Origin of the sequence: Pseudophaeobacter sp. 1A09344 (assembly GCF_041008745.1) — a bacterium.
GTDB classification, from domain to species: Bacteria; Pseudomonadota; Alphaproteobacteria; order Rhodobacterales; family Rhodobacteraceae; genus Phycobacter; species Phycobacter gallaeciensis_A.
This window is the reverse complement of the sequence record NZ_JAXGFS010000008.1, coordinates 38,568-51,608: the sequence shown is the minus strand read 5'-3', so window position 1 is coordinate 51,608 and position 13,041 is coordinate 38,568. Positions and strand designations below refer to the sequence as shown.

Annotated in this window: 11 protein-coding genes; 1 reads left to right on the top strand and 10 read right to left on the bottom strand. The window is 62.7% G+C overall.

What is annotated here, in order from left to right; all coding sequences use genetic code 11:
* Positions 1–4: 4 nt before the first annotated feature.
* The 10 genes from SM765_RS14560 to SM765_RS14515 all read right to left on the bottom strand — a co-directional run bounded on the left by SM765_RS14560 (position 5) and on the right by SM765_RS14515 (position 11,959).
* A complete protein-coding gene (locus SM765_RS14560; RefSeq protein WP_274832390.1) occupies positions 5–772 on the bottom strand; it encodes a crotonase/enoyl-CoA hydratase family protein in 768 nt (255 codons plus the stop codon).
* Between the two features lie 12 nt (positions 773–784).
* Entirely contained in the window at positions 785–1,549 is a 765-nt protein-coding gene (locus SM765_RS14555; RefSeq protein WP_274835857.1) for an SDR family NAD(P)-dependent oxidoreductase, read from the bottom strand.
* Between the two features lie 191 nt (positions 1,550–1,740).
* Positions 1,741–3,165 carry a MocR-like pyridoxine biosynthesis transcription factor PdxR gene (pdxR, locus tag SM765_RS14550; protein WP_274835856.1) on the bottom strand — a complete coding sequence of 475 codons (1,425 nt, stop codon included), beginning with the start codon at positions 3,163–3,165 and terminating at the stop codon, positions 1,741–1,743.
* A 41-nt stretch (positions 3,166–3,206) separates the two neighbouring features.
* Positions 3,207–5,273, bottom strand: a complete 2,067-nt coding sequence (locus tag SM765_RS14545; protein WP_274838333.1) for a molybdopterin-dependent oxidoreductase — start codon at positions 5,271–5,273, stop codon at positions 3,207–3,209.
* Between the two features lie 239 nt (positions 5,274–5,512).
* On the bottom strand, positions 5,513–6,523 hold the full coding sequence (locus SM765_RS14540) for a GGDEF domain-containing protein (RefSeq protein ID WP_065270942.1): 1,011 nt from the start codon (positions 6,521–6,523) through the stop codon (positions 5,513–5,515).
* The gene (locus tag SM765_RS14535) at positions 6,520–7,107 is read right to left on the bottom strand and encodes a heme NO-binding domain-containing protein (protein ID WP_065270943.1); all 588 of its coding nucleotides are present in this window, start codon (positions 7,105–7,107) and stop codon (positions 6,520–6,522) included. The genes SM765_RS14540 and SM765_RS14535 overlap by 4 nt, the downstream gene beginning before the upstream one ends.
* A gap of 378 nt (positions 7,108–7,485) precedes the next feature.
* A complete protein-coding gene (locus SM765_RS14530; protein ID WP_274838334.1) occupies positions 7,486–8,505 on the bottom strand; it encodes an Ldh family oxidoreductase in 1,020 nt (339 codons plus the stop codon).
* A gap of 52 nt (positions 8,506–8,557) precedes the next feature.
* A complete protein-coding gene (locus SM765_RS14525) occupies positions 8,558–9,208 on the bottom strand; it encodes a DUF3726 domain-containing protein (RefSeq protein ID WP_274838335.1) in 651 nt (216 codons plus the stop codon).
* Positions 9,205–10,866 carry a hypothetical protein gene (locus tag SM765_RS14520; protein WP_274828463.1) on the bottom strand — a complete coding sequence of 554 codons (1,662 nt, stop codon included), beginning with the start codon at positions 10,864–10,866 and terminating at the stop codon, positions 9,205–9,207. The genes SM765_RS14525 and SM765_RS14520 overlap by 4 nt, the downstream gene beginning before the upstream one ends.
* Before the next feature lie 121 nt (positions 10,867–10,987).
* Positions 10,988–11,959: a membrane dipeptidase gene (locus tag SM765_RS14515; protein ID WP_274839019.1), complete on the bottom strand. Its 972-nt coding sequence runs from the start codon at positions 11,957–11,959 to the stop codon at positions 10,988–10,990.
* Between the two features lie 149 nt (positions 11,960–12,108).
* On the opposite strand from SM765_RS14515, the gene SM765_RS14510 reads away from it, so the two are divergent.
* Positions 12,109–13,029, top strand: a complete 921-nt coding sequence (locus SM765_RS14510; protein WP_065270947.1) for a LysR family transcriptional regulator — start codon at positions 12,109–12,111, stop codon at positions 13,027–13,029.
* The last annotated feature ends 12 nt before the right edge of the window (positions 13,030–13,041 follow it).

Below are 13,041 nucleotides of genomic sequence, written 5' to 3'. Positions count from 1 at the left end.
CGGATCACCGGAACTTAGGGGCACGTTTTTCAAGGAAAGCACGCAAGCCTTCCTCGGCATCGGGCGTGGTCTGCGACAGCGCCGCCGCCAGCGATTCCGTGAACAGACCATCGGCCTGCGACATGTCGTTGATGCGGGCAATCGACTGGATCATCAGATAATTCGACAAGGGCGCGTTGCGGGCGATCTTGCCCGCCAGCGTCTGCGCCAGCTCCAGCGCCTCACCTTCGCCCACCGCATAATGGGCAAGGCCAAGCGCCACGCCGGTTTCGGCATCGTATTTGCGCCCCGTCAGCATCATCTCGGTCATCCGGTCCGCGCCCAAAAGACGCCCGACCCGCGCGGTGGCGCCGCCACCCACAAAGATGCCGCGCCGCCCTTCGGGCAGCTGGAAGATGGTCGAAGGTTCAGCGATGCGAACATGGGTCGAGCTTGCCAGCTCCAAACCGCCACCGATCACCGCCCCGAACATGGCGGACACAACCGCCAACCCGCCGAACTGGATCTTCTCCATCACCTGGTGCCACTGGCGCGAGTGATAGAGGTTTTCCTCGGCCGAGCGGTGCACATGTTCCGACAGGTCCAGCCCCGAGCAGAAATGCCCTGCGGTGCCGGTCAGGATGACAACACGCACCTCCTTGGGCGGCGCGGAGAAGAAAGCATCAAGCGCCTCCAGCAGCTCTTCGCACATGGCGTTACGCTTGTCCGGACGGTTCATCGTCAGGGTGGCGATGCTGTCATTGATGTCGATTTTGAGTATCTGATCGCTCATGCGCGGGATCCTTCAGCGCGGCGGCAGGCGCACAGCGCCATCCAGCCGGATGGTTGTTCCATTGAGAAATGGATTGGTGACGATCTGCTCGGCCAGAAGCGCGTATTCCTCGGGCGCGCCCAGCCGGGCAGGAAAGGGAATATTGGCGGTGATTTGGGCCGAAATCTCGGGCGGCAACCCTTCCATCATCGGGGTCTGGAACAGGCCAGGCGCGATGGCCATCACGCGGATGCCCGATTGCGCCAGCTCGCGCGCCGCAGGCAGGCACATGGAGGCAATCGCCCCCTTGGAAGCCGCATAGGCCGCCTGCCCCAGCTGGCCATCCTCGAAAGCAACCGAAGCGGTGTTGATGATCACCCCGCGCTCGCCATCCTTCCGCGGGTCCAGCTCGGCCATCAGGCGAGCAGCATGGCTCATAACATTATAGGTGCCAAAAAGGTTCACCCGCAGCGTCTTTTCGAACACATCGAACGACAGCTTGCCGCCACGACCGACGATGCGCGCCGCCATGCCGACCCCGGCGCAGCTCACCGCGATGCGGGGGGCGCTGCCCAGCTGCTCTGCGATGCTGTCGAGGGCTGCACCGACGGCGGCCTCATCACTGACATCTACATGCAGGGCGATGCCGCCGATCTCATCCGAGACCGCCTTTGCCCGTTCGATATCGAAATCCAGAATGGCGACTTTCGCGCCTTTTACGGCAAGATGCCGGGCCGTCGCCGCACCAAGGCCACTGCCGCCACCTGTGACCAGCGCCACATGTCCATCTATCTGCATAGTTCCTCCCCGAACTGGATAACTGATATTATAGTTATCCCGCATATCTTCTTTTTAATCGTTATACGAAATACCTATCTCGCGCCAACAAAATCTTCACAAACACTTAAAGCACTAATTTTGAATGCGTTTTCCGGACCACCTCGGGTCGACCAGCAAGAATTCATACTCCTGCGCAGCTCGCGCCGCTGTCAGGTTTGATCCTGTTTCGGCTCGGATTCGCCGTCCAAAACCTGCGCCAGACGGGTCAGCGCCGCCTCGATTTCGCGGATCTCCATGTGGCAACAGCCCAGAACGAGACCATTCAGCCCGGTCACCTTGGCGGCAAATCCCGAAAGCGGGCGCAATCCCAAACCGGCGTCCCGCGCCCGCTTGCAGATCTCATGATCCTGACAGCCATCGTTCAAATGAAACACCAGCTGCATGCCCGCGCCGTGATCCGGTGCGCTGCCATAGGCGGAGAATTCCTGCTGCAGCCGCGCCAGCAGATGCTTGCGCCGCTCACCATAGATACGCCGCACCCGGCGCAAATGGCGGTAGAACTCGCCGCTGTCGATAAACTCTGCCAACGCCTGCTGCGGCATGCCACTGGCCCGGGTGCCAAAGCGCAGCAAACTGTCGTGCAGTGGCGCAATCAGCGCCTCGGGCGCCACCACATAGCCGATCCGCAGCGCGTTCGAGAAGGTCTTGGAAAAACTGCCCAGGTATATCGTCCGGTTCAGCCCATCGAACCCCGCCATTGCCGGAATAGGGCGCCCCGCATATCGGAACTCGCTGTCATAATCATCCTCGATGATCCAGGCGCCGGTCCGCTTGGCCCAGTTGAGGAATTCCAGACGCCGCCCCGGCGCCATCGCGCCACCCAGCGGATGCTGATGCGATGGCGTCAGCACCACCGCCTTCAGGTCGGCATCCTTTTCGGGAACACAGGCGCCAAGAGCATCGACGCGAAGGTAGTGCGAGCGCAATCCCTGCGACTGCACGATACGGTTCAGCGGCGGATACCCCGGGTCCTCGATCCCAATGGCGCTGCCGCGTGGTGCCAACGTGCGCAGGCAGAGCTCAAGCGCATCCGTCGCCCCCGCAGTGATAATGATTTGCTCGGCGCCTGCCTCGATCCCCCGCCACTCTGCCACATAGGCCGCAATGGACCGGCGCAGCGCTGCATTGCCCCGGACCGCGCCGCCATCCAGCATGGTTTCCGGCGCCACCCGGCAGATCCGCGATACGCAGCGCGCCCATTGCCGGTGCGGGAACAACCGCATGTCCGGCTCTCCACTGTTGAAGGGCAACAGGGCACGCGGCGTCTCCTTTGCAGGCTCCGGGGGTGCAGGATGCACCGGCTGCAGTTCGACCTGCCCCATGGCGCAGACGGTAAACCCCGAACCGCGTTTTCCCGCGATGTAGCCTTCGGCTTCCAGCTGCTCATAGGCCGCCACCACGGTCGAACGCGACACCCCCAGCTCTACCGCGAAACTGCGGGTGGCCGGCAGCTGGCTGGCCTCCGGGATCTCTCCTGCCGCAATCCGCGTCCGCAGCGCCGTGCAGATCTGCTCGAACACGGGAACAGACAGACTGCGGTCAATGGAAAAGGTCGGCCCGGGTACCTGCTGCACGGTATTGGTCTCCACGTTCCGCCCAATACTGCCCCATTGCGTCAGTCCGGTCTACTGTCCCACCCACGCCGCAGATCCACAAAGGTTTCGTTATAGCAGGCGCCCCCGGCAATATCCGTGCGCAGGGCCGAGGGAATCAGCGCATTCGCCGTGCGGCCGCTGCGCGAGCTGGAAAGCCAGGTGCCCTTGGGGCTGTAGACCACGCCGGGCCGGGTGGCAGTTGTCACCTCCAGCGTAAAGGTCACCTCGCCCCGGGCATTCCAGACGGTGACGGGATCGCCATGGCTGAGCCCGCGCGCCTCGGCATCCTGCGGGTGCACCTGTACCACCTCAGCCCCCGCCGACAGCGCATGATGGCCAAAGGTCGCGTTGGTCCGCTTGTCCGAACTGGGGGTGACCAGCACCAGCGGCAGATCCTGCGGGGCGGCGTCATAGCGCGGGACACCGCATCCGAACCGATCCTCAAGATCCTGACTGAACAGCTCAATCCGCCCCGATGGTGTCTGCGGCATCACCGAGTGGCACAGCACCAGCGGACTGCCACCCCCTGCGGTCAGCGCGATGGCCCGGTCGCAGGACATCTCGCTGGGTGGCTTACCCCCGAACACCGGATGCGACGCGTCCATGGCCTGATCCATCAGGTCCTTGTCACTGTCGCGGAACTCGGGCTCCTGATACCCGAACCGGGCTGCCAAACGGCGAAAGATCTCGGTGTTGGGCAGGCTTTCCCCCACCGGCGCGATCACCGGTTCGGCCCTTTGGATGTAGTTCTGCCCATAGGCGCCATAGATGTCATCATATTCGAAATGGCTGGCGGCAGGCAGGATCACGTCGCAATAAGCCATGGAATCCGTCATCACCACATCCGCGCCTGCTATGAACAGGTCCTCTTGCGTCAGGGCCTCGATCATCCGGTCCTGATCGGGGTGCGTTGCAACAGGGTTGTGGTTGTAGATCATCACGGCCCCGACCGGCACATCAAGGCTCCGGTCCAGCATCTTTTCCGCCACATCGACGATATTGAAACAGCGCGTACCGGGCCGGATCAGATGATCCGCCTGCAGGCGGGCCGTGGTCTTTGGCGCGGCGGCCCCGGATTTCGCGACCACCCCGGCACCGAGGCGCCCGTGATGGCCTGTCAGCGCATTCAGAGCCATCGCCGCCCGCAGCCCGGCACCGCCCGAGCGGGTCCGTTCGATCCCGTTGCCAAAGGAGCTTGCCATCCGGCGGGACGCGGCGATCCAGTCCACCAATTGGTGCAGCTCTTCCGCAGGGAGGCCGCAGATGTCGGCGACACGATCTGGGGTATAGGCGCGGGCCTCCTCCATATAGGCGTCAAACCCATGGGTCCATTTGCCGATGAAGGCCATATCCAGCGCATCGCGCCGCTCCAATTCGGCCGCCAGTCCCAGCGCAAGAACCACATCGGTTCCCGGCCGCAGCTGCAGGTGCATATCGCATTGCTCGGCCAGCTTGATCCGCTTGGGATCAATCACCACCACCCGCGCGCCGGATTTACGGGCCTCTTTGATCACGCGCATGAAATGCAGGTTGGAGACCGTGACGTTGTTGCCCCAGACAAGGATCAGATCCGATTGCACTGCCTGCTCCGGCGGCATGCCCGGCGCGCTGCCAAAGAGGCTGGCGTAGGCCTCTCCGCGCACACCACCACAGAGCGGCCCGCGATCCAGCAACGTCGCCCCCATCCGGTAGAAGAACCGCCGGTCCATTGAGCCCCCGGCCAGTTCACCATGCGGCCCGGCATAGTTAAGCGGCAGAACCGATTGCGCCCCATGCGCCTCGATTGCCTGGTTGAAACCTGCATGGATTAGGTCCAGCGCCTCCTCCCAGGTGATCCGCTCATAAGACCCCGATCCCCTCGGGCCGGTCCGTTTCAAGGGGTGCCGCAAGCGCGCCGCGCCATGCACGAAATCCGGATAGCAGCGGGTCACCTTGTTGCAGATCACCCCGGCGGTGAAGGGGTTTGCCGTCGATCCCTTCACCTCGGCAATCCTGCCATCCTCGACCCTGACGGAGAGGCTACAGGTATCCGGGCAATCCAGCGGGCAAACGCTCGGGCGAAAGGCGGTCGGGTCTTGATTGGTCATCTCGGCCTCTGAAAACAACACTCAAAGGGCGGATACACCGGCAACTGGGAGGGCGTTAAGCTCCAATTTGGGCAAAAATAACCAGACCAATCTGGTAAAAGCACGGAGCTGGTGGGCCAAAGTGGCCCGCTATCTGGCCGCCGCACGCGCTTTTGGCGCCTGCAAGAGGCGCCAAAAATCAGGCGACGAGGAAAAGGACCTACGGCAACAGGCAGACAGAAACGACGGAAGTGGGCCGATCAGTGATCGAGGGCCAGAACCTTGTTTTCCATGCCTTTTTCATAGAAGCAATGCTGCGCTCGGCCAGATCCCTTGGCCGCATAAAGCGCGACATCCGATTCATTCAGGATTTCCGCAGCGGTAAAGGTGCCGCTGTGCCAAGCCGAAAGCGTAGTGCCCGCGCTCGCCGAAATCTTGCACATCTTGCCGCCATAGGGAATCGGCACCTCCAATTCGGAGATCAGCCGTCTCGCCAGCCCTTCGATCTGGCGCAGATCGCGCAGGTCATTGAAGATCAGGACAAATTCATCGCCGCCAACACGCGCAACCGTATCGGACTGGCGGGTGCATTCTACCATGACACGGGCCACATGCTGCAACACCGCATCCCCGGCGGCGTGTCCCAGCGTGTCGTTGACCTGTTTGAAGTAATCGAGATCCAGATGCATCAGGGCAAAATCCCGGCCGCCGCTGATCAACCGATCCAGAATGTGATCCATGGCGCGGCGGTTCTTGAGGCCCGTCAGCGTATCTGTGAAGGCCTGTTCCTCGGCCGCGATCTTGGCCCCTTGCAGACGCAGGTTCAGCTGGCGCGATGCCTCCATCGCGGCGGACTTGGCCTCAACCAGATAAAGCATCTCGATGGTGAGATCGGTTGGAGAAAAATCCGCGCTGGTCAGATCATAATCCCGCACAGCTTCCAGAACCGAGATCCCGAAGGACAGGTTGATGATCGCGCCCTGCCCCTGTGGCAAAGGCACGAGAACGCCTTTCAGGCTGGTTTGCGGTGTGTCCCGAAAATGCAAATGCAATTTGGACCCGGCCGTATTGACCAGGTCCGCCATGGACCGAACCCGGCGCGGGCGCGACAGATCGAAAACACGGAAAAACCGGCGCCCCTCCCATTTCAGATCGGGTCGGAGCTTTCTGAGCGTGGGGCCGACGCGCTGGATATACCCCTTGGCATCCACGATCGCATACATCGGGCAGATCTGATCCGCGATGACGGCAAGCTGTTCATTGGTCATCATAGGGAATGCGCTCCCAGATCAAAGGCCCGCCCTTCGGCAAATTCTCTTTCCACCAGGGTGATGGAAATCACCTCTGCCCCGTCCTGCGCACCGCTTGAATCCAGAATAACGAGATCTCCGTAATCGTCGGCCATGGCCCGCAAAACACCCATCATGACATTTGAATAGCCGGGCAGCCCCGGCTGGCAAACCAGTTCGAAATGACCCGGTGACTGTTCCAATAATTCCAAGCCCGGCAGATAAAGATCGGATACGGCAAGACGGGCACGCCCCGGAAGGTCATCCAGAGAATGCAAAAACTCAACATAATTGACCCCGCCGAACCGCAGCAGGCGGCGCAGGGCTTCGACCTGAGGGTTGGACACCAGAAAGGTCCCCATATCCTCAAGCATCTCAGGCAGCGGACGCTCCAGCACCGTTTCCATGGCACTCAGCATCTTGTTCGACTGGTCATCCGTATAGGTCAGCATGGCCTCGAATTGTCGAAACCCAAGCCCAGCCACATCCATGATTTCATACCAGCGGTCCGCGCCATAGGTGCTGGTCACAAAAGCCTGGATCGCCCTGTTGATCAGACCATGCATATCTTGGCCCCTTTTCCTACCGTGTCCCATTATTGGGCCCTGTGTGTTAAAAAACGCCCAACATCGGCAAAATTCATCCAAACAGCACCACGTTCCGGGCACATCCACGTGCCTCCCCCGAAACAGACCGCAGCCTCTAGGTATCCCTTACCGACAGGACAAGCCCCCGGAGATGGTCGTACGCACACAGCCCGGTAAACTCCCGGTGAAACGGCATAATCCGCACCAGGCTCACAGGACACGGGCACCTGATATCTTAGCGCCAAGAGCAGGCGCCGACGCGACATCATTTGCTTGAAAGAGTTCCGGCGCGGACCCTAGCGATGCCAACCCGCACCCGTCAAGCCAGATGGCATCTTGCTTGCATCCTTTCCTGCATCAGTCGCGGGGCGGCAGCAGTGCCCGCACCCGCGCAAGGGTTGCCGTGCTGACCGCGACCCCGGCCTGTTCTGCCCGCGCCCGTGCTGCGGCACGCCCATCGCCCGGCAGGCGCGCGCCTTCCTGCGCCTGGACCGAGGCCACAAGCGCACCCATGCGGTCTGCATAACCTCCCCCCGAGGTCGCGCCCGGATCGATGGCAATGAAGAACTGTCCGGTGCGGGGCGGCCCGCCTACCGGCCCCGAAAACGGGCTGGCCTCACTGCCCAAAAGGGCCCCGGTCATCGCCGCCGCCATCATCTCGACCATCAGCGCTACGCCAACGCCCTTGTACCCCCCGGCAGGCACCATGGTGCCCTTCAGTCCCGCCTCCGGGTCCGTGGTCGGATTGCCCGTCGCATCTAGCACCCAGCCTTCGGGAACCGGTCTGCCTTCGCGGGCGTGTTTCATCACCTCGCTTTTGGCGATGGCGCTGGCGGATTGGTCGATCAGAACCATGACCTGCCCATCGGGGCCTGGTGCTGCGATAGAAAAGGGATTGGTGCCCAGAACCGGCTGAGCGCCACCTGATGGCGCGATCGAAGCCGGCGCATTTGTAAAGCCGATGCCCATCAGCCCCGCCTGCGCCAAGCGCTGCGTGTGACAGCCCAGAACGCCGCAATTGTAGGAATTGCGGATCGCAAGTACCGCAACCCCCTGCTCCCGCGCCATCAGGATCAGATGTTCAAACCCGAGATCGATCGCGGCATGGGCAAACCCGGTGGCCGCATCCACAGTCACCACGCCGGGCCGGGATCTGGAGACCTGCGGCTGGGCCTGACCGTCCACCTTGCCGCATGTCACATGCTCGGCATAGATCGGCACATAGGCCAGACCATGGGAGGCAACCCCGTCCGCTTCGGTCATGGCCGTAGCCCGGGCCAAAGGCGCGGCATTTTCACGGCTGGTCCCCGCCGCCATCAGCGCCCTGAGCGCCAGATCTTCGATCTCTGCCAGAGAGAGGGTTTCTGTCGCGCTCATCTGTCTCCGCTTTCTGTCCGTTTCACGTCTTCATCCCGTATCAATCTCCGCATCAGTCATTATCCGCCAACCCGGCCCCTGCCCCGCGCAAGCGCGAGGCTTCAGTCGCCGGGGCATAGGTGCGATGGGCGAAGGTGGACAGCTGCGCCCAGGCGTCATCTGTGACCTGCCCGCGCCTGACTGGCGCAAGGGGAGACCCCAACGTTGCCTCCGCGTGGCAGCGCAGCCAAGGCACATGATCGCGCAGCATCTCTTGCCGCGTGCCGGTCGCGCAGATCTGGCGACCATCGGTCACCAGCCGCATATTCGGCCAATCAAGCGCTACGGGCCGGTCCAACCGCTGCGCTGCCGCCGCCACAAAGGGCAAGAGCAGCAAGGGAAAATCCACCTCCTCCATCTCAAAAACCGTACCGGTCTCAAGCTGGGCGGCCCGGTCGCTCAGCGCACTGCCCGACACCAGGGGGCAAAGCCGCCCCATGGCCGCGCGCCAGCGTCCGCCTTCTATCGCCGTCGGAGCAAGCGCGGCCACGGGACGCAGATCGTTGCGCGCCAGCAGCGCGGCCAGCTGCTCCGGGCCGGGCAAAGCCACCCCGGCCAGAAGACGCGCCGCCGCGCCAGCTTCGTCCGCCAGCCCCCAGGGCAGCCCAGCGCCCCGCGCCGCGCGTTTGCACATGGCTTCGATCTCGTTCAGCGACAGGTTCATGCGTCTGGCATCTCCGTTGGTTCCGGATAGATCCAGAAATCTCCATCGCGCGCCGACAGCTCTTCGGGATAAGGCGCATTACCGAACATGCAGATCCGCACCCAGCGATCGGACCGCGGATCGAAATGCATCGCCCCGAAGAAAGACAGTTTGCAGCGCAGCATGTCGATCGGCAGAAGATCGCAGGCAATCGTATTGTCCCGGATTTCGGCATAGGGCGCCTCGGCGACGATCTGCACCCGCCGCACCGCGTGCCTGTGCTCTGGGTGGCGCAGCAGGAATTCCGCCACGCTCGCTTCCTCGGGCCAGCCTTCCATCGCGTGATACAGCGCCGCCACATCGCGCCCCGGGGCCAGAGGCTGCTCATAGGGCGCGATAGGCTCCTCGGCCCGTTCACCCAGGCGCGGTTCCAGTTTTTCCTCAGAAACATACCAGACGCGGGCAGTGGTTTCGGGAAGATCCCAGTCGATGGCCAGCGCCCAGTCATGGGAGCGCTGCACGAGCTGCCGCAAACGTCCCAGCGTCATGGCGCCAGCAATCCGCCGGGTTTCCCCCACCCCACAGGCCATCGCGGAGGTCAGATCATCGACCAGCGCGCCATAGGGTTCCAGCATCAGCGACACCAACCATTCCTGCCCTTCGCAGGACAGAGATCGCTCGGCCCAGAGGTACAAACCATCCCAGGGGTGCGGGACCGATAGAACATCGCCCTCCAGATGTCCGGCCAAATGGTCGATATCCGAGATCAGCACGGATCGCTTCCACGCCTGCCCTAAATGCCCGGTCTGCCAGTGCGCCACGGAACGGCGGGCGCGGGTAAAGAGGTCGCGAAACCGGGCCACCTCTTGCGGGCTGGCCTGCGGCAGGCTCCGCACCCGCTCCAGCGCGGTTTCCCGCGCGGTGATCCAGTTGTTGAACAGGACCGGGTGGTTCAGCAAAAAGGGCGCCATGCCAAGGCCGGTGGAATTGCCGATGCCCAGACGCCGGGCCAGCGCCGGATCCAGACGCCCCGCAACCCCACCCGAGCGATCACGGGCGCGGGCATCCGCCATGTGCTGCACCAGATCCCGAACAAAGGTCCGGGTCAGATACACCGACAGCATTTCGGCCTGAAACGGCGCCGCGCATTCCGGCCTGTCCGCGATCATCTCGCGGTCGGCAGCGCCCAGTTTGCCCGAGCCATAGACTGCCGTGGTCCGCATCAGATAGCCAACCGCCTCGATCTGCGCCGGGTCGGGCTGGCAGCCTGCCGCCAGCGCCGAGACTACGTGTTCCCACAGGCGCACCGAGCGATTCGCCCGCGACACCGACAGCTCACGCTCGCTCACCCGGCCAGCTTCTTGCAGCGGCACGTTCTGCGCCAGGCGGGCAATGTCGTCGGCGCCCGGAACACCATCGAACAAGGCAAAGGTCGCATCCCAGGCCTCGGCAATCACCCGGTCAGAGCGTTTTTCCGGCGGCAGGTCATGGGCAAAGGCCACAAGGGAATAACTGCGTTCAGGGCCATGGGCGCTGTAGACCGCGTGTCCCGTCCCGTCGTCGCCGATCTCGAACACCGGCCTGTCAAAGCGCCAGCCCTCGGTCTGCATCCGGCGGGTCAGAATCCGCATGAAGGACAGCCGCGACTGATGGAAAGATCCCAGCCGTGCAAGGCGCATCACGGTTTCAGGCGGACGCAGCCCAGCGGGTCGGTGATCCGATGCTTCCCTTTCCAAGCCGCCCTCCTTCTTTGCTTACCCTTGTTTTTCCAGTGTTTTCCTCTGACCCGGTGCAAATGACCTATGCCGGGCCGAACCCCTCGCTGAAAAAGCGGTACCAGTTGCCGCCCATGATCGCGGCGACCTCACCCGCGTTCATGCCAACAGCGCGCAAGCCGGTTTCGATATTGCCAAAATCGCGGTTGTCGCGGAACCAATCCGGCATCGGCGGAAATCCGGCGGCGTCAGCGGAGCCTTCACCATAGTCGATCTCCTTGCTCCAGCGCCCGACGCGCATCCATTCCACCACGCTGTCCGGCTGATCCTGACACAGGTCCGAGCCGATCCCCAAATGCTCCACTCCAAACCTATCAGCGGTGCGGGCGATCATGCTGCAGAAACTGTCCAGCGTGCAGTCGGATTTGTCCTTCAGATGATGCGGGTAGAGCGAAAAGCCAATCATACCGCCGTTCTGCGTCACCGCCCGGATTACATCGTCATGCTTGTTGCGCAAGGCGGGCATCCAGCCGTGCGGGTTGGCGTGTGTGATGGCGATGGGACGCTGCGACAGATCTGCTGCTTCGATGGTGGAACGGTCGGCAGAATGGCTCATGTCGATCACCATGCCGACACGGTTCATCTCGCGGATCACCTGCCGCCCCATGCGGGTGATGCCGCTGTCTTCGCCCTCGTAACAGCCCGTCGCCAGCAGCGACTGGTTGTTATAGGTCATCTGCATGAACCGAGCGCCGAGCGTGTGCAGGATTTCGACCAGACCGATGTCATCCTCGATCGGGGACGGGTTCTGAAATCCAAAGAAAATGGCGGTGCGCCCGCTGTCCCGCGCCCGATCGATATCGCTCGCCTGCGTGCCTTTGAGGATCAGATCCGGGTATTGCTCGAACCAGCGGTTCCATTGCTCAAAGTTCAGAACCGTTTCACGAAATCCTTCGTGATAGGCGATGGTGACATGCACCGCATCAACGCCACCTTCGCGCAGCTGGCGAAAGATCTTTTCGGACCAGTTGGCATATTGCAGCGCGTCGATCCGCATCAGGGCCGCCCCCATGCAACACGGCGCAGTGCAGTTTGGTCCATATGGCGTTTCTCCGGGTCCGATATTTGCCTTGGATGAAACTATGGACTCGGCATCCGCTTTCACACAAACTCAAACAACTCAAACTCATTTCAGAAATTTTGAAAATGGCGCTGAAAATTGAGATGCTTCGATGCTTTGCCACGGTGGCCCATTCCGGCACGCTGACCGGGGCGGCACAGCAGTTGGGACGCACGCCATCAGCGGTTTCGATGACGCTGAAACAGCTGGAGGACCATCTGGGCGAGCCGTTGTTCGAGACCGGACGCAAGAACAAGCTGACCGCGCTTGGCGCCTTTGTGCTGGAACAGGCGGATCGGGAGTTGCAGCAATTCGACACCACGGTGCGCGCAATCGAAGGCTTTGCCAGCGCCAGAACCGGCAGGGTGCGCGTGGCAGCGGTGCCCTCGGTGGCGGGCAGCATCCTGCCGCAGGCGATTTCCAGTTTCATCGCGCGGTTTCCCGGTGTCCAGATCGAGGTCTGGGATATGGAATCACGCGCCATCATCCGCGAGGTGAGCCGGGACCGGGTCGATATCGGCATTGCCACGGCCGGGTTGCCGGATTCAGATGCGATGCCCGCGCTGGATCCGCCAACGCATACCGGCCTTCATTGCAGCAACCTGATGTCAGATGCCTTTGGTCTGATCTGTCCCGACGGGCATCCGCTGGCAGCGCCCGGCGGGCCGGTGTCGTGGCGCGACATCGCCGAACAGTCCTTGATCGCCAATCCCCTGTCCGCCGGGATCCGGACCAAGGTCGCGCAGAGCCTGCACAGGGAAGCCCTGCTGCAAGGACACAATGTGACCTCTCTTCTGGCCATGGTGCGCGCCGGTCTGGGCATTACCATCCTGCCGGAAATGACCATGCTGCTGCTCGGCTCCTCTGGTCTGGTCTTTCGCCCGCTGGCCGATCCCGAAGCCCGGCGCCACATTCACCTGCTGCGCAAGGCCGACGCCCCGCTGCTGCCGGTGGCCCGCGAGCTGGAGCGGCAGATCCAGCTGACGGCCGCCCCGTTCCAGACGTGATCCCCTGCCCCT